Genomic DNA, 22,738 nt, shown 5'->3' on the forward strand with positions numbered 1-22,738 from the left:
CGGAAAACAAAAAAGCCCGTCGATGACGGGCTTTTTCATTCTTTTCGTATATTGCTGCGATTGCAGGCCGGGCAGGCGGGCCGATCAAAGTCCCGAATAAGCTGGAACTCGCCCATCCGGCCCGTACAGATTCGTCTTGCGCGGTACGTTGACCTGCAGCGCCTTTAGCGCGCGCTCGTTGTAGTCCATCCGCACGCGGATCAGCTCGCCGTTGTTCGTGTTGACGCGCCGCGCGCGATCCGCGGCTTTCTGCAGCAGCTTCCATTGCGTCGCGACGCGCGCGTCGGTGCTGGCCGCGAGCTCCATGCCGGACCAGCCGGTCGGAAAGCCGAGTTCGGCCAGATGCGAGTCGCGCGCGGCTTCGAGCCTCGCGAGCACGCCGATCAGCTCGGTTTTTTTCTCGACGATCGCCGGCAACTGCTCCAGCGGCGAGATCGCCGTCAGCGCTTTGGTTTCGAGAGTGAGGATCGAGGCGAATGCCTCGACGGTCGAATATTCTTCGACCAGGGTAGCAACGAGGGCATCTTTCATATCAACAACTCGCTACGCACACTGGCTCGCGATTGGCGCGCGAACCGGGTTGGTCGGACGCCGCCCGGCAGATCACCGCGCGGCGAAATGCCGATCAGTTGCCGGTCGACGAGGTTTTGTTCTGCAACAGGTCGCGCGCCGTCTGCAGCACGCCGTCGGCGATCTTGCCGGAGTCGATCTGCAGCTTGCCGTCCTTGATCGCCTGTTTGATCGACTCGACGTGCGCGGTGTCGATGTCGGCCGAGCCGGAGGCCGCGAGGCTGCGCAGATGCTGCGACAGATCCGACAGGCTCACGCTCGTGTCGCCCGACGCGCTGCTCGCGGCCGGCGCGGCTGTGCTCGTCGCGCCCTGCGTGGTGCTGGCTGCCGGCGTGGCTTCGCCGCTCTGCTGCGAACGGGACAAAGCGTCTTTCAACGACGGCAGATTCGAAGAGGTGGTGGGATCGACTTTCACGATTGGCTTCCCTAACGATTTGATCCTGATAACGGCAACCGCTGATCAAAACTTTAGCGTAATCGCTCGACACCCGGCCCGCCGCCAGGTGGCCATCTGCCCCTTTCAATCCCCGTCCGTCTGCCCTGGCCGCCGGGGCGCCGACCGTTTCGACGATGCTCGTTGCCGCCAGCCCGCTCACATCGGGATCTCCACCGTGCCGCCGTCCTTGACGATGCCGGAGATGATCTGGCCGTTGGCGGTCTTCACGCGCACCTGCTGGCCCGGCGACGCGTTGTTCATCGCGCTGCCCTCGGACGAGATCGAGAAACCGTCGCCGGCCGCGATGACCCGCACGGTCTGGCCGAACACCACCGCCGACGCGCTCTTCAGCATGTCGCGGCGCAGCGGCATGCCGCCCGCGATCCGCACGAGCGAGACCGAGCCGACCGCCTGCGACGGGTCGGTGACGATCGCCTGCGGCAGGCCGGTCAGGTCGCCCTCGCGCGCGACGAGGTCGGCGGCCGTGAGCACTTCGCCCGGCGCCATCGCGCGGGCGGCGAGGTAGTAGGTCGCATGCAGCGAGATGCGCGCCTGCAGATAGATGGTCCACGGCCGCTCGCCCGCGCAGCGCACGCCGACCGTCAGCCGGCCCCACAGGCGCGCGCCGGTCGGCATGAACGGTTCGAGCGACGTGCACGCGGCGAGGCCGCGCGGAAACGCGGACGCGACAGTGATGTCGGCCTTGCCGGGCAGGCCGACGGCCTGCTGTTGCAGGAACGCGAGCGCGCTCGCGTGAATCGCTTCCGGGTCCTGCTGGCCTGGCAGCGGCGCGGCTTGCGCAGCCGTCGCGGCGGTAGCGGTCTGCGGCGTTCTCTGTGCAATGACGGCCGCCGGTTGGCGCGAGCCAGGCGACGTCGCGGGCGTTCTCGCGATCCCGGGATGCGCCGCCTGCGCCGCAGCGGCCGCGATCGGCTTGCCATTCGCGCCGAACTCGGGTGGCTCGCCGCGCGCGGCGAGACTGTCGAAACCGTCGCCTTGCGGCGCATTGGCCACGACCACGCGCTGATTCGCGACGCTGGCGGCCGGGCCCGCTTCGACATTGACGCGCGCGACGCCCGACGCCCCAGTGCTGGCCGCCGGCGGAATCGTCACGACGCCGTTGGCGTCTGGTTTGAAGTTGGTGCGGATGATGGCCGGCGCGGCGGCAGCGGGCTCGCCCGCGCCCGGAATCACGATCGCGCCGCTTGCGCTCGCGGCACGCCCGAACGTATCGGTGTCGCGCGACGCGCTCGCGCGGCCGAGCGACTGTGCGGTCGCCGCCGCGAGCGACGCCGCCGACGCGCTGCGCTGCGCCGGCGTCTGAATCCGTTGCGCGAGATCGTTCAGCGCGGCGGGATTTTTCTCGGCGGGCCCGGCAATCACGATCGGGCCGCCCGCATCCTGCGCCTGGGTCGTAGCCGGCAGCAACACGATGCCGCCCGCAACCCATACCGCGACGTTGACGGCCGCCCGCGTCAGGCAATGCGCAAGGCAACGCGAGAAAGAGCGCGGCACCGGCTGGACGAGCGCGTCCTCCGAACCATCGACCCGTTCATCGACCCGGCCACCCCCCACGCGACGCATCGTCGTGCCGCTCGCCGGCTGCGGCAAGGTGTTGGTGGGCTGGTCCATCGCGGGTCTCCATCGAATGCATCGGTACGCCTTGCATTCTAGTGAGCCTCCCTTTCGCGCAAACGTTGAATAGAAGCCCCCTTTCCCGGTTATTCGTCCGATTGCCGGTTGCGCCCCACCCATAAGATGCATCACATGCAAAAAGGCCTTCGCACCCGCCGCGTGTCTCTCACGATGCGCACACGGGACGGCCTTGGAAACGTTCTCGGGAGATTCCGATGCTGGACAAGCTCGATGCCGAATTCGCATTCGGCCGGCAGGCGATGGATGTGCGCGCATACCGGCAGGAACTGCTGTCGTCGAATATCGCGAACGCCGACACGCCCGGCTACAAGGCGCGCGATATCGACTTCGCGTCGTCGCTCGCCGGCGCGCTGAAGAAGACGGGCGGCAGCACCGCGGGCCAAGGCGCATCGAACAGCTCGACGCTCGCGATGACGCAACCCGCGGGCGTGACGAGCGGCATGTCGATGAACACGACCGAGGCCGGTCACATGAGCGGCAAGGCCACGCTGACGGCGACGGGCGGCAGCCCCGACGATTACGGCAACCTGCAATACCGGATTCCGCTGCAGCCGGCGCTCGACGGCAACACGGTCGACGTCGACACCGAGCGCGTGCAGTTCGCCGACAACACGGTGCACTTCGAGTCGGGTATGACGGTCGTGTCGAACCAGATCAAGACGATGCTGTCGGCGATCACGTCGGGCTCGTCGTAAGCCGGGCACGAGCACGGCACACAAGCAGGGCGCATAGCAGCTGAACACAGGCAGCATGCACGCACGAACAGAAACGCTACGGGACTTAACGTAAAGCCGGTGCGAACCGGCAGGAGAGGTCAGGAAACATGCCATCCCTGATGAACATTTTTGGTGTCGCGGGTTCCGCGATGTCGGCGCAGTCGGAGCGGCTCAACGTGACGGCGTCGAACCTGGCCAACGCGGACAGCACGACGGGCCCCGACGGTCAGCCGTACAAGGCCAAGCAGGTCGTGTTCGCGGTGAGTCCGCTCGGCGGCGCGCGCACACGCTCCGGCCAGCAGGTCGGCGGCGTGCAGGTGACGGGCGTGGTCGACGATCCGTCGCCGATGAAGACCGCGTACGAGCCCGGCAATCCGGCCGCCGACGCGAACGGCTACGTGACGCTGCCCAACGTCGACCCGGTGCAGGAGATGGTCAACATGATCTCGGCCTCGCGCTCGTACCAGGCCAACGTCGAAACGCTGAACACCGCCAAAACCCTGATGCTGAAAACGCTCACGATCGGAACCTGAGGAGAGAGCCTTGACCACCAACACCACGATCGGCGGCAGCGGCACGACCGTTTCGCAGACGCTGCTCGACACGATGAACGGCACGAGCAGCAGCTCGAGCGCGACCGGCTCGACGAGCAGCGCGTCGAGCAGCACGTCGGGCACGTCGGCGACGGACCTGCAGAACACCTTTCTGCAGCTGCTCGTCGCGCAAATGAAGAACCAGGACCCGACCAATCCGATGGACAGCTCGCAGATGACCTCGCAGCTCGCCCAGATCAGCACGGTGCAGGGTATCAGCCAGCTCAATACGTCGCTCTCCTCGCTGTCGACGCAGCTGTCGGCGGGCCAGCAGTCGCAGGCCGCGCTGCTGATCGGTTCGACCGTGCTCGCACCGGGCAACTCGATCACCGTGTCGAGTGGCAAGACGAACGAGTTCGGCGTCACGCTCGCGAACTCCGTCAGCGACCTGCAGATCGTCGTGAAGAACTCGGCCGGCACGATCGTCAACACGCTCGATCTCGGCAAGCAGTCGGCCGGCACGATTCCGGTTGGCTGGACGCCGACCGATTCGGCGGGCAACACGCTCGCAGACGGCACCTACACGATCACCGCGACAGGCACGATCAACGGCCAGCAGGCGACGGCTACCACGCTCACCGGCGCGACGGTGCAAAGCGTCGTCCAGCAGAGCAGCGGCACGCCGGGGCTCGTGCTGTCGAACGGCTCGACGGTCGGCCTGACCAGCGTCGCAGCGATCCTGTAGTCCGGATCCATTCAGTTACGACTTTACAGATACGGAGTACGTCATGAGTTACCAAACAGGTTTGAGCGGTCTGTCGGCGTCGTCGAGCGATCTCGACGTGATCGGCAACAACATCGCCAACGCCAACACCGTCGGCTTCAAGAGCGGCACCGCGGAATTCGCCGACATGTACGCCAATTCGGTCGCGACCGCGACGAGCCAGCAGATCGGTATCGGTACGCAACTCTCCGAAGTGCAGCAGCAATTCTCGCAAGGCACGCTCACGACGACGAACCAGGCGCTGAACGTCGCGATCAACGGCAACGGCTTCTTCCAGATGTCGAACAATGGCACGCTGACCTATTCGCGCAACGGCGTGTTCCAGCTCGACAAGAACGGCTTCATCACGAACGCGCAGGGCCTCGATCTGATGGGCTACGCGGCCAATGGCTCGGGCATCATCAACACCGCGCAGACCGTGCCGCTGACGGTGCCGACCGCGAACATCGCGCCGCAGGCGACCAGCAAGATCACCGCAGGTCTGAACCTGAACGCGCAGGACAACATCATGCTCGGCTCGCCGACCGCGAAGGCCGGCGCCGGCAACACCGGTACGCTGGCCACGACCGGCGCGACGATCACCAATGCGGCCGCGGGCACCAACACCGACAACTACAGGATCGACTTCCCGACCACCACCACCTACACGGTGACGGACACCACGACCGGTCTGGCCGCGGGGTCCGGGACCTACACGGCCGGTACCGCGATCACGCTCGGCAACGGTGAGAGCATTACGTTCAGCGGCGCGCCGGCGGCCAGCGACAGCTACACGATCACGCAGAACCCGACCGCGTTCAACCAGAACAGCTCGTCGACCTACAACTACTCGACGAGCACGACCGTCTACGACACGCTCGGCGGCTCGCAGACCGTCAATATGTACTTCGCGAAGACGGGCTCGGGCACATGGAACGTGTACGCGGGCCCGTCGACCGGCACCGCTTCCCTGATCGGCACCGCGAACTTCAACTCGTCGGGCACGCTGGTCAGCACGACCGACGCGACGACCGGCCTCGCGACCGCGACGCTCGGCGCGTTCACGATGTCGATCCCGAACACCGACGGTTCGGGCACGCCGCAGAACGTCACGCTGAACATGGCCGGCACCACGCAGTACGGCGGCAAGGACGGCGTCAACAGCCTGTCGACCGACGGCTACGCGGCGGGCCAACTGACGAGCTTCACGGTCGGCTCCGACGGCACGCTGACGGGCAACTACTCGAACGGCCAGACCGCGGCGCTCGGCCAGATCGTGCTCGCGAACTTCTCGAACCAGAACGGCCTCGTCGACCTCGGCAACAACGAGTACGGCCAGACGGCTGCCTCGGGCGTCGCGCAGATTTCGACGCCGGGATCGACCAATCACGGCGTGCTGCAAGGCGGTGCGGTCGAGAACTCGAACGTCGATCTGACGAGCGAGCTGGTCAACCTGATCACCGCGCAGCGCAACTATCAGGCGAACGCGCAGACGATCAAGACCCAGCAGGCCGTCGACCAGACCCTGATCAACCTGTAAGCCAACGGGACCTCTTCATGGATCGGCTGATCTACACCGCGATGTCGGGCAGCGCGCAGGCGCTGGAACAGCAGGCGATCGTCGCGAACAACCTCGCGAACGCGTCGACCACGGGCTTTCGCGCGCAGCTCGAAACCTACCGCGCCGTGCCGATGTCGTTCGGCGACGGCAGCACGATCAACGACGACACGACCCGCACCTTCGTGCTGTCGTCGACACCGGGCGCCGACTATACGCCGGGGCCGATCCAGCAGACGGGCAATCCGCTCGACGTCGCGATTCAGGGGCCGGGCTGGCTGTCGGTGCAGACCGCCGACGGCAACGAGGCCTACACGCGCGCGGGCAATCTGCACATCGACGAAAACGGCCAGCTCGTGAACGCGACCAATCAGGTCGTGCTCGGCAACGGCGGGCCGGTAGCGGTGCCGCCGGGCGCGCAGATCACGATCGGCAAGGACGGCACGGTGTCGGCATTGACGCCGGGCGATCCGCCCACCGCCGTGGTCACCGTCGATCAGCTGAAGCTGGTCAATCCCGATCCGCAGTCGCTCACGCGCGGCGACGACGGTCTGTTTCGCACCGCCGATGGCAATCCCGCCGACGCCGATCCGACCGTGACGCTCGCGCCGGCGTCGCTCGAAGGCAGCAACGTGAATCCGGTCAGCGCGATGGTCTCGATGATCACCAACGCGCGCCAGTTCCAGATGCAGACGCAGTTGCTGGAAAACGCCGACAAGAACGATCAGTCCGCCAACCAGCTGCTCAGCTTCAGCTAACGGATTGCCACGGAGTGCGCTACGAGGCGCGCTCCGAGACAGCTTTGCATGGGGCGGGAGGAAGCGCTAAAGCGCCAATTCCGCCCGACACTGGAGAACCATAAGTGAACCGCTCACTGTATATCGCCGCTACCGGCATGAATGCGCAACAGGCGCAGATGGACGTGATCTCGAACAACCTCGCGAACGTCAGCACCAACGGCTTCAAGGGCTCGCGCGCGGTGTTCGAGGATCTGCTGTACCAGACCATCCGCCAGCCGGGCGCGAACTCGACGCAGCAAACCGAACTGCCGTCCGGCATCCAGCTGGGCACCGGCGTGCAACAGGTCGCGACCGAGCGTCTGTACACGCAGGGCAACCTGCAGCAGACCGGCAACTCGAAGGACGTCGCGATCAACGGCGCGGGCTTCTTCCAGGTGCAGATGCCCGACGGCACGACGGCCTACACGCGCGACGGCTCGTTCCAGACCAACGCGCAGGGTCAGCTCGTCACGTCGAGCGGCTACCAGGTGATTCCGGCGATCACGATCCCGACCAATGCGACCTCGCTGACGATCGGCAGCGACGGCGCGGTGTCGATCACCGTGTCCGGCTCGAGCAATACGCAGCAGCTCGGCACGATGCAGCTCGCGACCTTCATCAACCCGGCCGGCCTCGACGCGAAGGGCGAGAATCTGTTCGCGGAGACGGCGTCGTCGGGTGCGCCGAACGTGTCGCAACCGGGTCTGAACGCCGCGGGCACGCTCAACCAGGGTTACGTGGAAGCGTCGAACGTGAACGTCGTGCAGGAGCTGGTGAACATGATCCAGACGCAGCGCGCGTACGAAATCAACAGCAAGGCCGTGACGACCTCCGACCAGATGCTGCAGACCTTGAGCCAGATGCAGGTTTGAGGACTGGAAATTTAAGGCGGTAAACGATGATGTCGCACTCCACACGCACTCCGGTTCATTCGCGCACGGCCGAGGCGCTCGTGCAACTCGCGCTGCTCGCCGCGCTCGGCGGCTGCGCACTCGTGCCGAAGCAACCGATCACGCAACAGCCGATGAGCGCGCTGCCGCCGGTGCCGCCGCAGGCGCAGGCGCCGGGCTCGATCTACAACCCGGGCTACGCGGGCCGTCCGCTGTTCGAAGATCAGCGGCCGCGCAACGTGGGCGACATCATCACGATCGTGATCGCCGAGAACATCAACGCGACGAAGTCGTCGGGCGCGAATGCGAAACGCAACGGCAGCACGGACTTCAACGTGCCGACTGCGGGCTTCCTCGGCGGACTGTTCGCCAAGACCAACCTCAGCGCGACCGGCAGCAACGGCTTTGCCGGCACCGGCGGCGCGAACGCGTCGAATACGTTCAACGGCACGATCACGGTGACCGTGACCGGCGTGCAGGCGAACGGCAACCTGATCGTGAGCGGTGAGAAGCAGATGCTGATCAATCAGGGCAACGAGTTCGTGCGCTTCTCGGGCGTCGTCAATCCCAACACGATTTCGAGCCTGAATGCCGTGTACTCGACCCAGGTCGCCGACGCGAAAATCGAATACTCCGCGAAGGGCTACATAGACGAAGCGGAGAACATGGGCTGGCTGCAGCGGTTCTTCCTCAACGTGGCGCCGTGGTGATCATGGGTACTGTCTTCAACACGCTGTCGCGCGCGGGCCGTGCACTGATGTTCGTCGTGCTCGCCTGCGCGGCGCTGCCGGCCGCGACGCCGGCGCACGCGGAGCGCCTGAAGGACCTCGTGCAGATCCAGGGCGTGCGCGACAACCCGCTGATCGGCTACGGCCTCGTGGTCGGCCTCGACGGCACCGGCGACCAGACCACGCAGACACCGTTCACGACGCAGACGCTCGCGAACATGCTCGCGAACCTCGGCATCTCGATCAACAACCAGGCGGCGGGCTCCAGCAACTCGCAGTCGTCGCTGTCGAACATCCAGCTGAAGAACGTCGCCGCGGTGATGGTGACCGCGGTGCTGCCGCCGTTCGCGCGGCCGGGCGAAGCGATCGACATCACGGTGTCGTCGCTCGGCAATGCGAAAAGCCTGCGCGGCGGCACGCTGCTGCTCACGCCGCTGAAGGGCGCCGACGGCCAGGTGTATGCGCTCGGCCAGGGCAACGTCGCCGTGGGCGGCGCGGGCGCGAGCGCGAACGGCAGCAGGGTGCAGGTCAACCAGCTCGCCGCGGGGCGCATCACCAGCGGCGCGATCGTCGAGCGCTCGGTGCCGACGGCGGTGTCGCAGGCGGGCACCATGCAGCTCGACCTGAACGACATGGACTACGACACCACGCAGCGCGTCGTCGCGGCGATCGACAACGCGTTCGGCAGCGGCACCGCGACCGCGCTCGACGGCCGCACGATCCAGCTGCGCGCGCCGGCCGATCCGCAGCAGCAGGTCTCGTTCATGGCGCAATTGCAGAACCTCGAAGTGCGGCCCGGGCAGGCCGCCGCGAAGGTCATCCTGAACGCCCGCACCGGCTCGATCGTGATGAACCAGATGGTCACGCTGCAGAACTGCGCGGTCGCGCACGGCAATCTGTCGGTCGTGATCAATACGCAGCCGGTGGTGAGCCAGCCGGGCGCGTTCTCGAACGGCCGCACGGTGGTCGCGCAGCAGTCGCAGATCCAGATGAAGCAGGACAACGGCTCGCTGAAACTCGTGAACGCCGGTGCGAACCTCGCCGAAGTGGTGAAGGCGCTCAACGCGCTCGGCGCGACGCCCGCGGATCTGATGTCGATCCTGCAGGCCATGAAAGCAGCCGGTGCATTGCGCGCCGACCTTGAAATCATCTAAGGAGCACGCGAGATGAATTCCGATACGACCAATAGCGTCAACTCCGCCAACGATCTGACCAGCCGGTTCGCGCTCGACGTGCAGGGCTTCGGCGCACTCAGCGCGCAGGCAAAGGCCTCGCCGCAAGCCGGCATGAAGATGGCCGCGCAGCAGTTCGACGCCGTGTTCACGCAGATGATGTTGAAGAGCATGCGCGATGCAACGCCGCAGGACGGTCCGTTCGATTCGCACGACACGGCGACGTTCACGTCGATGATGGATCAGCAGATGGCGCAGCAGCTGTCGAAGAAGGGCATCGGCGTCGCCGACGCGATGCTCAAGCAGCTGATGCGCAACCAGGGCATGCAGGTGAGTGGCGCGAACGGCGCGGGCGCGGCGGGTGGTCTCGCCGGCATGGCCAACGCGCTCGGCGGCGGTAGCGGCGGCGACGAAGGCCAGAGCGCGGCGCTCCACGCGCTCGCGCGTGCCTACGGCAACGCCCAGGCCAACGGTCAGCTCGGGCTCGGCCGCGCCTACTCGGCCAATAGCGCGCTGACGCCGCCGGTGCGCGGCGACGGCAGCTCGTCGAAGGTCGACGCCTTCGTCGACAAGCTCGCCGCGCCGGCGCAGGCCGCGAGCGCGGCGACCGGCATTCCGGCGCGCTTCATCATCGGTCAGGCCGCGCTCGAATCGGGCTGGGGCAAGAGCGAGATCAAGAAGGCCGACGGCTCGGCGAGCCACAACGTGTTCGGCATCAAGGCGGGCAACGACTGGACCGGCAAGACCGTGTCGACGGTCACGACCGAATACGTGAACGGCAAGCCGCATCGCACGGTCGAGAAATTCCGCGCGTACGACTCGTACGAGGAAGCGATGACCGATTACGCGAGCATGTTGAAGAGCAATCCGCGTTACGCGCAGGTGATCAATTCGTCGCACGACGTGAACGGTTTTGCGAACGGCATGCAACGCGCCGGTTATGCAACCGATCCGCATTACGCGAAAAAGCTGCTGTCGATCATGCAGAAAATGGGCTGATTAAAAATAACGCACGCGACGGGCATTAAAGCGGTTTTAAAGGTGTCGGTAAAAACGGCGATAAAGGCAGCAGAAAAACCGGCATCGGTAAAAAGCTCCGCAAGGTCCGGGGCGAGCAAGGTCGCGGAAAATAGGGCGGATACGCTTTTAACGTTTGCGCGAAATTTTCCGGCGAATATTTAAATTGAGCCCCTAAATTTTGGCTCGATGCTGCCGCTAACGAGTTAGACCCGATACCGGAATAGCGCTGTAAGGTCCGGTCGAACGCGTGTGTTGCGGCTTTGCATGAAGACCCTCAGAGTCCATGGCTAGGCCCTGGCACGTGCCCGCAAGAACATGCTTACCGGCAAGCCCATGGATATGAACCAGTCGAACGGCCTGATTGACACGAACGGTCAGCCGCACGTCCCGCAAAACGAGAGCGCTTCCGATTTCGGCCGCCGCAATCCGCTGGAAATCGGCGTGCAGCTGCGCAATATAGTCAATCGCGGCGATTTCCTCACTGTCGAATATGCGGGCGGGCAGATCGTCACGCGCCTGCTCGACGTCGACGTGCGCGAGCGCACCTTCACCTTCGATTGGGGCGCGCTTGCCGATCAGAACAAGGAGCTGCTCAACGCGCCGCGCTGCCAGTTCCACGCGTCGCCCGACGGCGTGCGCGTCGAGTTCACGACCCCGACGCCACGCGAGACGCGCTTCGAGGGAATGCCGGCGTTCGAGGCCGACTTTCCCGAGGTGCTGTTCTACGTGCAGCGCCGCGAGTACTTCCGCGTCGCCGCGCCGATTCTCGACCCGTTCATGTGTACGGGCCGCCTGCCCGAGGGCGACACGTTCCGCTTCGAGGTGCACGACCTGTCGCTCGGCGGCGTCGGGATGCGCACGACCGACCTGCGCGTCGCCGAGCTGCCGATGGGCGCGCGCCTGATGGACTGCGAGCTCACGCTCGGCGCGCTCGGCCGTCTGTCGCTCGATCTGCAGCTCGTGTCGCATCGCTCGCTCGCGCTGCCGAACGGCACGCAGCGCTATCAGCTCGGCTTCCGTTTCCTGTCGCTGCCGGGCAGCGCGGAAAACACGCTGCAGCGGCTGATCACGCAGCTCGAAATGAAGCGCCGCTCGCTGGCTCGCTGAGCGGCGAGCCAGCGCGCGGTGCCGTGCGCGCGACGCCCGGCACCGCGCGAACGTTTTGGCCGACGAAGCAAACGTTGCACTCGCGTCGGAGGCAACAGCGCGGCAACGTCGCGCAAACGTCGCGACGAGCGCAAACGAAGTGGAATGGCCCTCAATTTTTCGCACGTCGGGCCGTTAAAGAGGATGTTCCACTAACGCGGTGGCATGTCTGCGATGCCGCCCTTCAGGATGACGCATGTCCAGCAATCTGTTGACTATCGGCCTTAGCGGACTCAACGCGGCCCAATGGGGTTTGACGACGACTGGTGAGAACATCAGCAACGCGTCGACACCCGGCTATACGATGGAAACCCCGGTGTATTCGGAGACGGGCGGCGCGTATACCGGCTCCGGCTACCTGCCGATGGGCGTCTCCACCGACACCGTGACGCGCGCGTACAGCCAGTACCTGACGACCGAGCTGAACAACGCGCAGTCGTCGAGCAGCGCGCTCACCGCGTACAACACGATGATCACCCAGCTCAACAACCTCGTCGGCAGTCCGACCGCCGGGATTGCGAGCGCGATCAGCGGTTACTTCACGGGGCTGCAGAACGTCGCCAACAACGCGTCGAGCGTGTCGACGCGGCAGACCGCGATCAGCGACGCGCAGACGCTCGCGAACCAGATCAACGCGGCGGGCCAGCAGTACGACCAGTTGCGCTCGAGCGTCAACACGCAGCTGAGCAACTCTGTTACGCAGATCAACACCTACACCGCGCAGATCGCGTCGCTGAATACACAGATCAAGCAGGCGAGCAGCCAGGGCCAGCCACCGAACCAGCTGCTCGACGCACGCGACCAGGCGGTGTCGAACCTGTCCCAGCTGATCGGCGTGTCGGTCGTGCAGGACAACGGCAGCTATAGCCTGTTCATGTCGAGCGGACAGCCGCTCGTGCTGGCCGGCAACAGCTTCAATCTCGGCACGGCGACTTCGTCGAGTGATCCGAGCGAGCTGTCGGTCCAGTATCTCGGCCAGGCCGGGGCAAAGCCGACACCGACGCCGCAGACGCTGTCCGACACGAGCGTGTCCGGCGGCACGCTGGGCGGACTGCTGCAATTCCGCTCGCAAACGCTCGATCCGGCCGAGGCGCAACTCGGCGCGATCGCGACCAGCTTCGCCGCGCAGGTCAATGCGCAGAACGAACTCGGCCTGACGCTGAACGGCACCGCGGGCGGCGCGCTGTTCACGGTCGGCTCGACGACCGTGTACGCGAACTCGCAGAACACCGGCAACGCTACGCTCGGCGTCTCGTTCGCCGACGCGACCCAGCCGACCACGGGCGACTACACGCTGTCGTACGACGGCAGCACCTACACGCTGACGGACAGCCAGACCGGCAGCATCGTCGGTTCGGCGGCGAACCTGACCAACCCGATCGGCGGCCTGCGGTTCTCGGTCGCGAGCGGCACGATGAAGGCCGGCGACTCGTTCTCGGTCGAACCGACCCGCGGCGCGCTCGACGGCTTCGCGCTGACCACCACGTCGGCGTCGGCAATCGCGGCCGCGGCGCCGGTGCTCGCGTCGGCGTCGACGTCGAACACCGGCACCGGGACGATCACGCAAGGCACGGTATCTGTCGGCTACAGCGCGCCGACCAGCGCCTCGACGATCACTTACACCGCGGGCACCGGCCTGACCGGCTTCCCGGTCGGCACGGTGGTGACAGTCGCCGGCTCGCCGTCCACGCAGTACACGATCAGTGCGTCGACGACCGCGGTGCCATACTCGCCGAGCTCGGGCGCGACGCTGACGATCACCAACCCGAGCAATTCGACGAGCGCGGGCGTGATGAACAACGTGACGGTCACGATCAGCGGCACGCCCGCCAACGGCGACTCGTTCACGATCGGACCGAACACCGGCGCGACCAACGACGGCCGCAACGCGCAACTGCTGTCGAACCTGACTTCGGCGCAGGTGCTCAACGGCGGTACCTCGACGCTGACGGGCGCGTACGCGAGCTACGTCAACAACATCGGCAACCAGACCACGCAGATCCAGACCTCGGCGACCGCGCAAAGCACGCTCGTCACGCAGATCACGTCGGCGCAGCAGTCGGTGTCGGGCGTCAATATCAATGAGGAAGCGGCCAACCTGCTTCAGTACCAGCAGCTCTATCAGGCCAACAGCAAGGTCATCCAGACGGCGCAGACGCTGTTCCAGACTTTGCTTGGCATCTTCTCGTAAGGCGGAACCATGCGAATTTCGACCCAGCAGTACTTCAGCATGAACGTCGCGAACATGAGCAATCAGCAGGCTCAGTTGTCGCAGATCTATCAGGAAATCTCGAGCGGCCAGAGCCTGACCACGCCCGCCGACAATCCGCTCGGCGCCGCGCAGGCCGTGCAGCTCAGCTCGACGGCGTCCGCGCTGTCGCAGTACACGACGAACCAGAACGCGGCGCTCACGTCGTTGCAGGCCGAGGACTCGACGCTCTCCACCGTCGTCACGACGTTGCAAAGCGCGAACACGTTAGGCCTGCGCGCCGGCGACGGCGGTTTGAACGATGCCGACCGCACGGCGATCGCCGCGCAGCTGACCACCCTGCGCGACCAGCTCGTCACCTACGCGAATGCGACCGACAGCTCGGGCAATGCGCTGTTCGCCGGTTTCCAGAATTCGACCCAGGCCTTCACGACCGATGCGGCCGGCAACGTCACCTATACGGGCGACACGGGCACGCGCACCGTGCAGGTCACCGGGAGCAACGCGGTCTCGACCGGTGACAATGGGCTGTCGGTGTTCATGAGCGTCGGTGCGACCAACGCGCAGCCGATCGCCTCGGGCGACCCGGCCAATACCGGCAGCGGCGTGATCGGCGCGGTGTCGGTCAAGGATCCGACCAACGCGGGGAACGCGGACTCGTACCAGATCCAGTTCAGCGGCAGCGGCAGCTCGCTCACCTACACGGTCACTGACACGACGACCAACGTCGCGGGTACGGCGCAGCCGTACACGGCGGGCTCGGACATCACGATCGCGGGCCAGACCGTCGAAATCACAGGCACGCCGGCCGCCAACGACAAATTCACGGTGCAGCCGGCCAACCAGGCGGGCACCAACGTGTTCACGAACCTGAACGCGATGATCGCCGCGCTCCAGCAGCCGGTGAGCGGCGACCCCGCGGCCTCGGCGAAGCTGCAGAACGCGTTGAATATGGGCCTGTCGCAGCTTGGCAACACGCTGAACAACATCACCGCGGTGCAGGCATCGGTCGGCGGCCGCGAGCAGGAAGTCAAGGCGCTGCAAACGGTTACGGAGACCAACTCACTGCAAACGCAAAGCGATCTCGCGGACCTGACCCAGACCGACATGGTCTCGACGATCAGCAAGTACACGATGCAGCAGGCGGCCCTGCAGGCTTCGCAGCAAGCGTTCGTAAAGATCCAGAACATGTCGCTGTTCCAGTACATCACCAGCTGATGCCGCTGCGGCGGCGCAATAAAGAAACCGGCGCGAGCCGGTTTTTTTATGTCCGCGATTTTCGGCGTTATCTCAGCGCCGCCGCGACCCGTCCCATCTCATCGATGCCGTTATCGAACAAGCGCACGAAGAACGGAATCATGTTCGGCAGCATCAGCTGCACGAGCAGCAGGCCGACCAGCATCGTCAGCGGAAAGCCGATCTGGAACACGCCGATCTGCGGCGCCGCGCGATTGAGAATGCCGAGCGCGAGGTTCGCGATCAGCAGTGCGACGACGACCGGCAACGCGAGCAGCAGCCCCGCCGAGAAGATCGAGCCGCCCCAGTTCGCGAGCGTTTGCCAACCGTGCGGCGCGAGCAGGTTCGCCGACACCGGCACCGACTGGAACGTCGTCACGAGCGCGGCGATCATCTGCAGATGACCGTCGACGGCGAGAAACACCAGCGTCGCGATCGTCGTCATGTAGCGTGAGATCACGACGCCCGAGCCGGTCGCCTGCTGGTCGAAGAAGGTCGCGAAGCCAAGGCCCATGCCGAGGCCGATGAAGTAGCCGGTCGCGTCGATCGCCTGGAACACGACCTGCATCGTCACGCCGAGCGCGATGCCGATCAGGAACTGGTTGACGAGAATCCACACGCCGGCCGCGGAAAACACGGTGACCTGCGGCAGCGCGCCGATCGTCGGGGCGACGATGATCGTCGCGAACGCGGCGAGACCGATTTTCACGCGCGAGGGCAGCGACATGTTGCCGAGCACCGGCGCGGTCGCGATCAGCGCGGCGATGCGCGCGAACGGCCACAGGAACGCGGTCAGCCAGACGTTCAGTTGCGCGTAGGTGACCGTGAACATGGAGTGGGGGAGCGGACGTGCCAGCGGCGCTCAGTTGACGAGCGTCGGAATGCTGGTGATCGTGTGGCGCAGATAGTCGAGCATCGTGGTCAGCATCCATGGTCCGGCGATCACCAGCGTGAGCGCGATCGCGAGCAGCTTCGGGATGAACGACAGCGTGCTTTCGTTGATCTGCGTGGCAGCCTGGAACAGGCTCACGACCAGACCGACGACGAGCGCGACGAGCAGCAGCGGGGCCGCCAGCACGAGGCCGACGTACATGGCCTGGTGGGCCAGCGTCATGACTGCTTCGGGTGTCATCGTGAGTGCCTGAGGAACAAGGAGTCGAAAAAAATCAGACGAAGCTCTGCGCGAGCGAACCGAGCAGCAACTGCCAGCCGTCGACGAGCACGAACAGCATCAGCTTGAACGGCAGCGAAATCGTCGCCGGCGACACCATCATCATGCCCATCGACATCAGCACGCTCGCGACCACCATGTCGATGATCAGGAACGGAATGAAGATCGTGAAGCCGATCGTGAAGCCGGTCTTCAGCTCGCTCGTCACGAACGACGGCACCAGCAGCGACAGCGGCACGTCTTCGGGCCCCTGCATCGGCGCCGCATGGGAGATGCGCGCGAACAGCGCAAGGTCGCTTTCGCGGGTCTGACGCAGCATGAAGGTCTTGAACGGCGCGACGCCGCGAGCCACCGCCTGATCCATCGACATCGTGCCTTCGGAGAACGGCTTGTAACCTTCGTTATAGGCTTTATCGAGCACCGGCGACATCACGAACAGCGTCAGAAACAGCGCGAGACCGACGACCACCTGGTTCGGCGGCGTTGTGGTCGTGCCGAGTGCCTGGCGCAGCAGCGACAACACGATCACGATGCGCGTGAAGCTCGTCATCATCAGCACCATCGCGGGCAGGAACGACAGCATCGTGAGCAGCAGCATCGTCTGCACGCTCAGCGAGTAGGTCGTGCCGCCGTTGGGGCCGGGGCTCGTCGTGAACGCTGGCAGGCCGGCGGTTTGCGCGAAAGACAGCGTCGGCAGCGCGAACAGCAGTGCCGGCAGCGCGAGTTGAAGCGCTGCGGGGAGCGCCCGCCCCGCACGGCGCGTAAGCGTGAAGAACGAACCTGACCGCCTGAAACTGACCTGCATTACCGATCCCCGCCGCGGTGCGCGTTGAAACGTTTGCCCACTTCGCCTTTCAGGGCGTCGCGAAAGCGTTGACCAAAAGTGCCGGAAAGCGGTGCCGGCGAAGCGGCAACCGTATCGGCCGCGACGGAACCCGCCGGCATCGTATGCAGCAGCCGCACGTTGCCGGGCGCGGCGCCGAGCACGAGCCACGTATCGCCGATCTCGACGACCGCGACGCGTTCCTTGCCACCGAGCGAAGCGCCGCCGACCGTCTTCACGAGGCCGCCGCGCTGGCCCGGTTGCAGGCCGAAGCGTCGCGCGAGCCATGCGCAGCCGAACACGAGGCCGATCACGACCGCGAGCCCGACGAAGGTTTGCAGGACCGCGCCGACGCCGAGCGCCGGCACCGCGCTACCCGCGCCGACACCGGAGGCGATCTTCGCGGCGTTGTTGACCGCGTTCATGTCGGCGGCGTGCGCGACGGTGGACTCGAAAAACGACGCGAGCAGCACGCCGCGACCTGCCAAACGTTTCATCGATTGAGTTTCCGGATGCGTTCGGACGGCGTGATGATGTCGGTCAGCCGGATACCGAACTTGTCGTTGACGACCACCACCTCGCCCTGCGCGATCAGGCAGCCGTTGACGAGCACGTCCATCGGCTCGCCGGCCATGCCGTCGAGTTCGACGACCGAGCCCTGCGCGAGCTGCAGCAGATTGCGGATCGCGATCTTGGTGCGGCCGAGTTCGACCGTCATCTGGACGGGAATGTCCAGGATCATGTCGATGTCGTTGTGCGTCGAGGTCGGCGCGGCCTTCGACAGCGGCTGGAACACGGCGCCCGCGGCCGGGTTGATTTCGTCGTTGCCGTTCTGCTCGGCGAGCGCGCTTGCCCAGTCGGCCATCGCCGCGTCGTCTTCCACGGCGGACAGCTCGCCGGCGGCGAGTTGCTCGGCTGCCGCGAGATCGGTCTCGGGCTTTGCGTTCAGGTCACTCATATCCACCTTCCTTCATCGTGTCGGCTGCGCTGATCATCTTCTGGACCCGCAACGCGTACTGACCATTGAAAATTCCGTAGCCGCATTCCATCACCGGCACACCGTCTACTTTCGCGGTGATGTGCTCGGGGATGTTGATCGGCAGAACATCGCCTTTGCGCATGTTCAGGATCTGTTCGAACGTGACCGGCACCTGCGCGAGATCGGCGCTCAGCTGCACTTCGGCGGCCTGCACCTGCTGCGACAACACGCGCACCCAGCGTCGGTCGACGTCCACCGCCTCGCCCTGGATCGGCGACGAGAGAATGTCGCGGATCGGCTCGATCATCGAGTAGGGCATGCAGATGTGCAGCGTGCCGCCCGTCGAGCCGAACTCGATCGAGAACTGCGTGACGATGACGATCTCGTTCGGTGTCGCGACGTTGGCGAACTGCGTGTGCATTTCCGAGCGCACGTATTCGAACTGCAGCGGGCGCACGCTCTTCCACGACGCCGCGTAGTGCTCGAACGTCAGATTGAGCAGCTTCGTGATGATGCGCTGCTCGGTCTGCGTGAAATCGCGTCCTTCGACGCGCGTATGGAAACGACCGTCGCCGCCGAACAGGTTGTCGACCACGAAGAACACGAGGTTCGGATCGAACACGAACAGAGACGTGCCGCGCAGCGGCTTCACGTGGACCAGGTTCAGGTTGGTCGGGATCGGCAGGTTGCGCGTGAACTCGCTGTACTTCTGCACCTTCACCGGGCCGACGGAAATTTCCGCCGAGCGCCGCATGAAGTTGAAAATGCCGACGCGCAACAGGCGCGCGAAGCGGTCGTTGATGATTTCGAGGCCCGGCATCCGGCCACGGACGATACGTTCCTGCGTCGCGATGTTGTACGGACGCACGCCCGTGCGGTCGTTTTGCTCGGATTCCGTGTCGGATTCGCCGGTGACGCCCTTCAGAAGGGCATCGACCTCCTCCTGGGACATGAACTCTTCGTGGCCCATTGCTTATTCCTCGTGCGTCCCTTGGCGATTGATGATGGCAGCGCTTGACAACGTCACGTCACTGCACGACGAATTCAGTGAACAGCACGTCCTGCACGCGGATCGGTGCGGCGCCCTTGTCGGTCGGCTCGGTGATCAGCGTCTTCAGCTCTCCGGCGAGCGCGCGCTTGCCTTCGAGCGGCGCGAGTTCTTCGGGGTGCTTGTTCGACAGCGCGAGCAGGATGCGGCTGCGCACTTCCGGCATGTGATCGGTGAGCGCCTGCTGGGTGGCGGCATCGCCGAGCTTGAGCGTGAGGCCGATGCGCAGGAAGTGTTGCTGGCCGTCGTCCGATTGCAGGTTGACGGTCATCGATTCGAGCGGGAAGAACAGCGGCACGGCGGATTGCGCCGGCGCGGCTTCGGCCGATACGGCGACGGGTGCGCGCTTCGACAGGAAGAACCACACGCCGGCACCGGCAGCGCCCGCAGCGATCAGCGCAATGAGGACGATCAGGATGATGCGCTTCATGGGGCCCGGCGAGGCGGGCGCGGCTTGTTGCGGGGCGGTCGTGGTTGCCATTTGGTTTGCCAGCTTGTTGCTGGCCTAGTAAGGGTTAGGGTGATTGTTGTTGATTTGCCTGCGGCGCTATGGGTCGAAAAGAAGGGCTATTTCTGGCTATTTCTGGCCGTTTCTGGTTTTTGGGTTTTTTTTTGTCGTTGTTCTGGCTTTGTTGGCCTTTCCTTGTTGTCTTGTCGGTCTATTAGCGTTGCCCCTGTGCGGGGCGGCACCTACTTTCTTTGCTGCTGCAAAGAAAGTAGGCAAAGAAGACAGCTAAAACCGCCAACTCTTAAGCGGGTCCCTCGGTCTGCATGAGGTAGTGGTGCATCTGGAATCCGTGCTCCTGCACATTCCGCGGTAGTGACAAGGCCGTCATTCTTCCGGCGGCGCTACGCGCGCCGAAACCCCGTTCCAAAACCACCGGTTGTTTCGGCGCATCGCCGAGGCGCAGCCGAGGGTCCCCGCTGCGCGGGCCAAACCATTGGTTTCCCTGGCAGACCCGTCCGCGACGCACGTAGTGCGGAGTGGGAGGGATGACGGCTTTGTCACGAACGGCGGAATGTGCGGCGGCCCGGATTCCAGATGCACCACTACCCCTTCCAAGCCAGGGGCCCCGCTTAAGAGTTTGCGGTTTTAGCTGTCTTCTTTGCCTACTTTCTTTGCAGCAGCAAAGAAAGTAGGTGCCGCCCCGCACAGGGGCAACGCTAATAGACCGATAAGTCAGCAAGGAAAGGCCAACAAAGCCAGAACAACGACAAAAAAGCGCCCCGCCTCGCTTCAGGCAAACGTATCGACTAGTCCAACCTGCTGCCGCACGGCAACGTTACCGATGGCATCGCTGGACTCCACCGAGCTGTCCCCTGCAAGGGCGCCCCCACCACTACCCCTCTTCCCATTCCCCCCACCCGCGCCAGCGCTCTGCTGTTGTTGCCCGCTCTGCCGCGCAAACCCATCACTCACACTCGCACTGCCGAGCCCAATCCCATTCGACTCCATCGCCTCGCGAAGCTTCGGCAACGCCGCCTCGACCGCCTCCCGCACCGACTGGTGCTGCGAAACGAACAGCGCATGCGCATGGTTGTCCGCCACCTGCAACACGACCTGCAACGGCCCCAGATCCTTCGGATTGAGCGTCAGCTCAGCACTCTGCGAATGCGCATTCGACAAGAACACCACCTTCTGGCTCAGCGCGTCTTCCCAGTCGCTCGTGCCGACCTGCGGCGTCAACGCATTCGCGGCGGCGGCCGCGCTCGCATTGCCCGTACTCTGCGCTGCCGCCGTCGTGCTCGCGGCGTTCGCTGCCGCCTGCGTCGCGGCCAGCGCGGCGTTCGCCGCCTCGGACGCGCTGCGCGCCGATGCGAGGTTGTCCGCCTGGCCGCCCGTCGCGGCCGCGGCGCTCAACGCATCGGCGGCCGACTTCGCTGCCGACGGATCGGCCAGCGCGGTCGCCGCGGCCGACGCCGTCGACGTCGTGTGGGTCGTCGAGGCGCCCTTGCCGTTGCCGAACAGGCCGCTCGCGAGCGTCTTGTCGTCCGACGTGCCGTTCAGTCCGTTTTTCGTGCTAGCCAAGCCGCCCGCCGCGCTCGACACGCTCGCGGCTTTTGCGGCCGCGCCGCCAGCGAGCGCGGCCGCGGGCACCGCGCCCTGGCCGCTCGACAGCGCGGACAGCGCACTCTGCAACGCATCCTGCAGCGACTTCGGATCGACCGCGCCTTTCCTGCTTGCCGCGGTGGCCGCGAGCGCGCTCGTGGCCGTGCCGGCCAGCGCGCTCACCGCATCGGCGGCGGAGCTCGCGGCATCGGTCGTGGTGGTGGCGTTCGAGTCCGCGTTGTTGGCGACGACCTGTGCCTGCGCTTGCGCCTGAGCCTGGGCGGCAGCCGCAGCGGCGGCGAGCGCGCCAGCGTCGGTTTGCGCCTTGGTGTCTTTCTGCCTGGCTTGCGTCGCGGTCGTCTGGCTGTTCGATGCCTGCTGCGTTGGTGTCGTCGACGGCGTGGACGACGGCGATGACGCGCTGCTGCTGGCGGCGTTGCTGGCTGTGCCGTTGCCGTTCTGGTTGCCGCTCGCGCTCTGCTGCGAGGAAGCGGGAGCGGACGCGGAAGCGGGCGGCGGCGCACTGGGCGCGCTCGGCGCCGAGGCTTGCGACGCCGTCGCTGATCTGGTCTGCTGTTGATTCGCGCTGTTCTGCTGGTCGATGCTTTGCTGCAAGGTCTGCGCGAACGGGCTCGAGCCCGCGGCGTTCGCGGACGCGCTGCTCGACCCATTGCCGCTCGTGTCGAGCAGCGTGCTCAGTTGGGAGCCGATCTGTGAAAGAAGCGACATAAAGAATCCTGTGAATCGGTCGAACGGGTGTGCCGTAGGGCGTTAGCCGCGAGGCAAGGCCTCACGCGCCGTCGGCTCGCATGCGCAGACTCCGCGCCGCATATTCGTCGGCGTCGCGCTGTTCGCGCCGCGCCGCAACCTTCGCCTCGGCCGCCTCGCCGCGCGCCTGCAGCACTTCGTACGAGCCGAGCTTCTGCTTGTGGCGCTGCCAGTCGGGCTTCGCCGCCTCGAGGCGCGCGCTCGCCGCCGCGAGCAGGCTGCGCTGCTGCTCGATCGCGGCATCGAGCGTGTCGATGAACGCCTGGAAGTTGCGCATGTTGCCGGCCGGCATGCCCGACTGCGCGCTCTCCATGAAGCGTGCGTAGTATTCGTCGCGGTACTGCACGAGCGCATCGAGTTGCGCCTGTACGTCGTTGCGCTCGCGCTGCGCGCGGCCGAGCCGCTGCGCGGCGGCATCCACGTCGTCCTGCGCGAGACCGATCAGCGTCTTGATCGGAAAATGTTTCGACATCGTCAGCCTCCTCGG

Annotated in this window: 24 protein-coding genes; 12 read left to right on the top strand and 12 right to left on the bottom strand. The window is 65.5% G+C overall.

What is annotated here, in order from left to right:
• Positions 1-84: 84 nt before the first annotated feature.
• The 3 genes from OKW28_RS41215 to flgA all read right to left on the bottom strand — a co-directional run bounded on the left by OKW28_RS41215 (position 85) and on the right by flgA (position 2,638).
• Positions 85-531 carry a flagella synthesis protein FlgN gene (locus tag OKW28_RS41215; protein WP_429453948.1) on the bottom strand — a complete coding sequence of 149 codons (447 nt, stop codon included), beginning with the start codon at positions 529-531 and terminating at the stop codon, positions 85-87.
• A gap of 94 nt (positions 532-625) precedes the next feature.
• Positions 626-985 (bottom strand): flagellar biosynthesis anti-sigma factor FlgM, encoded by a 360-nt coding sequence (gene flgM, locus OKW28_RS41220; protein WP_429453950.1) that lies wholly within the window; start codon positions 983-985, stop codon positions 626-628.
• Positions 986-1,162: 177 nt separating this feature from the next.
• A complete protein-coding gene (flgA, locus tag OKW28_RS41225) occupies positions 1,163-2,638 on the bottom strand; it encodes a flagellar basal body P-ring formation chaperone FlgA (RefSeq protein WP_429453952.1) in 1,476 nt (491 codons plus the stop codon).
• Between the two features lie 218 nt (positions 2,639-2,856).
• Here flgA and flgB point away from each other — a divergent pair, with 218 nt between their 5' ends.
• The 12 genes from flgB (at position 2,857) to flgL (ending at position 15,394) form a co-directional block, all read left to right on the top strand.
• A complete protein-coding gene (flgB, locus tag OKW28_RS41230) occupies positions 2,857-3,357 on the top strand; it encodes a flagellar basal body rod protein FlgB (RefSeq protein ID WP_090802505.1) in 501 nt (166 codons plus the stop codon).
• Positions 3,358-3,485: 128 nt separating this feature from the next.
• Positions 3,486-3,911, top strand: a complete 426-nt coding sequence (flgC, locus tag OKW28_RS41235) for a flagellar basal body rod protein FlgC (protein WP_026225509.1) — start codon at positions 3,486-3,488, stop codon at positions 3,909-3,911.
• A 10-nt stretch (positions 3,912-3,921) separates the two neighbouring features.
• On the top strand, positions 3,922-4,656 hold the full coding sequence (locus OKW28_RS41240) for a flagellar hook assembly protein FlgD (RefSeq protein WP_429453954.1): 735 nt from the start codon (positions 3,922-3,924) through the stop codon (positions 4,654-4,656).
• Between the two features lie 43 nt (positions 4,657-4,699).
• Positions 4,700-6,214, top strand: coding sequence for a flagellar hook-basal body complex protein (locus OKW28_RS41245; RefSeq protein ID WP_429453956.1), 1,515 nt, complete (start codon positions 4,700-4,702; stop codon positions 6,212-6,214).
• Between the two features lie 17 nt (positions 6,215-6,231).
• Entirely contained in the window at positions 6,232-6,990 is a 759-nt protein-coding gene (gene flgF / locus OKW28_RS41250) for a flagellar basal-body rod protein FlgF (RefSeq protein WP_429453958.1), read from the top strand.
• Positions 6,991-7,094: 104 nt separating this feature from the next.
• A complete protein-coding gene (flgG, locus tag OKW28_RS41255; RefSeq protein ID WP_429453960.1) occupies positions 7,095-7,883 on the top strand; it encodes a flagellar basal-body rod protein FlgG in 789 nt (262 codons plus the stop codon).
• A gap of 29 nt (positions 7,884-7,912) precedes the next feature.
• Positions 7,913-8,611, top strand: coding sequence for a flagellar basal body L-ring protein FlgH (flgH, locus tag OKW28_RS41260; protein ID WP_429454631.1), 699 nt, complete (start codon positions 7,913-7,915; stop codon positions 8,609-8,611).
• 2 nt (positions 8,612-8,613) lie between these two features.
• Positions 8,614-9,783, top strand: coding sequence for a flagellar basal body P-ring protein FlgI (locus OKW28_RS41265; RefSeq protein ID WP_429453962.1), 1,170 nt, complete (start codon positions 8,614-8,616; stop codon positions 9,781-9,783).
• A gap of 12 nt (positions 9,784-9,795) precedes the next feature.
• Positions 9,796-10,800: a flagellar assembly peptidoglycan hydrolase FlgJ gene (gene flgJ, locus OKW28_RS41270; protein WP_429453964.1), complete on the top strand. Its 1,005-nt coding sequence runs from the start codon at positions 9,796-9,798 to the stop codon at positions 10,798-10,800.
• Positions 10,801-11,154: 354 nt separating this feature from the next.
• Positions 11,155-11,928 (top strand): flagellar brake protein, encoded by a 774-nt coding sequence (locus OKW28_RS41275; protein WP_429453966.1) that lies wholly within the window; start codon positions 11,155-11,157, stop codon positions 11,926-11,928.
• A 235-nt stretch (positions 11,929-12,163) separates the two neighbouring features.
• A complete protein-coding gene (gene flgK / locus OKW28_RS41280; protein WP_429453968.1) occupies positions 12,164-14,158 on the top strand; it encodes a flagellar hook-associated protein FlgK in 1,995 nt (664 codons plus the stop codon).
• Positions 14,159-14,167: 9 nt separating this feature from the next.
• On the top strand, positions 14,168-15,394 hold the full coding sequence (flgL, locus tag OKW28_RS41285; protein WP_429453970.1) for a flagellar hook-associated protein FlgL: 1,227 nt from the start codon (positions 14,168-14,170) through the stop codon (positions 15,392-15,394).
• A 67-nt stretch (positions 15,395-15,461) separates the two neighbouring features.
• Here flgL and fliR read toward each other — a convergent pair whose 3' ends face one another.
• The 9 genes from fliR to fliJ form a co-directional block, all read right to left on the bottom strand.
• The gene (gene fliR, locus OKW28_RS41290; RefSeq protein WP_184051828.1) at positions 15,462-16,244 is read right to left on the bottom strand and encodes a flagellar biosynthetic protein FliR; all 783 of its coding nucleotides are present in this window, start codon (positions 16,242-16,244) and stop codon (positions 15,462-15,464) included.
• Between the two features lie 30 nt (positions 16,245-16,274).
• On the bottom strand, positions 16,275-16,544 hold the full coding sequence (gene fliQ / locus OKW28_RS41295) for a flagellar biosynthesis protein FliQ (protein ID WP_090802525.1): 270 nt from the start codon (positions 16,542-16,544) through the stop codon (positions 16,275-16,277).
• 34 nt (positions 16,545-16,578) lie between these two features.
• Positions 16,579-17,388, bottom strand: coding sequence for a flagellar type III secretion system pore protein FliP (gene fliP, locus OKW28_RS41300; protein ID WP_429453972.1), 810 nt, complete (start codon positions 17,386-17,388; stop codon positions 16,579-16,581).
• Complete coding sequence (fliO, locus tag OKW28_RS41305; protein ID WP_429453974.1) at positions 17,388-17,903, bottom strand: flagellar biosynthetic protein FliO; 516 nt, start codon at positions 17,901-17,903, stop codon at positions 17,388-17,390. Before fliO ends, fliP begins: the two co-directional genes overlap by 1 nt.
• On the bottom strand, positions 17,900-18,364 hold the full coding sequence (gene fliN / locus OKW28_RS41310) for a flagellar motor switch protein FliN (protein WP_090802529.1): 465 nt from the start codon (positions 18,362-18,364) through the stop codon (positions 17,900-17,902). The genes fliO and fliN overlap by 4 nt, the downstream gene beginning before the upstream one ends.
• Positions 18,357-19,355: a flagellar motor switch protein FliM gene (gene fliM / locus OKW28_RS41315; RefSeq protein WP_018418751.1), complete on the bottom strand. Its 999-nt coding sequence runs from the start codon at positions 19,353-19,355 to the stop codon at positions 18,357-18,359. Before fliM ends, fliN begins: the two co-directional genes overlap by 8 nt.
• A gap of 58 nt (positions 19,356-19,413) precedes the next feature.
• Positions 19,414-19,914: a flagellar basal body-associated protein FliL gene (gene fliL, locus OKW28_RS41320; RefSeq protein ID WP_429453976.1), complete on the bottom strand. Its 501-nt coding sequence runs from the start codon at positions 19,912-19,914 to the stop codon at positions 19,414-19,416.
• Between the two features lie 756 nt (positions 19,915-20,670).
• Positions 20,671-22,212, bottom strand: coding sequence for a flagellar hook-length control protein FliK (locus OKW28_RS41325; protein WP_429453978.1), 1,542 nt, complete (start codon positions 22,210-22,212; stop codon positions 20,671-20,673).
• 61 nt (positions 22,213-22,273) lie between these two features.
• On the bottom strand, positions 22,274-22,723 hold the full coding sequence (gene fliJ, locus OKW28_RS41330) for a flagellar export protein FliJ (RefSeq protein WP_018418748.1): 450 nt from the start codon (positions 22,721-22,723) through the stop codon (positions 22,274-22,276).
• Between the last annotated feature and the right edge of the window lie 15 nt (positions 22,724-22,738).

The organism is Paraburkholderia sp. 40 (genome assembly GCF_050434105.1).
GTDB classification, from domain to species: domain Bacteria; phylum Pseudomonadota; class Gammaproteobacteria; order Burkholderiales; family Burkholderiaceae; genus Paraburkholderia; species Paraburkholderia tuberum.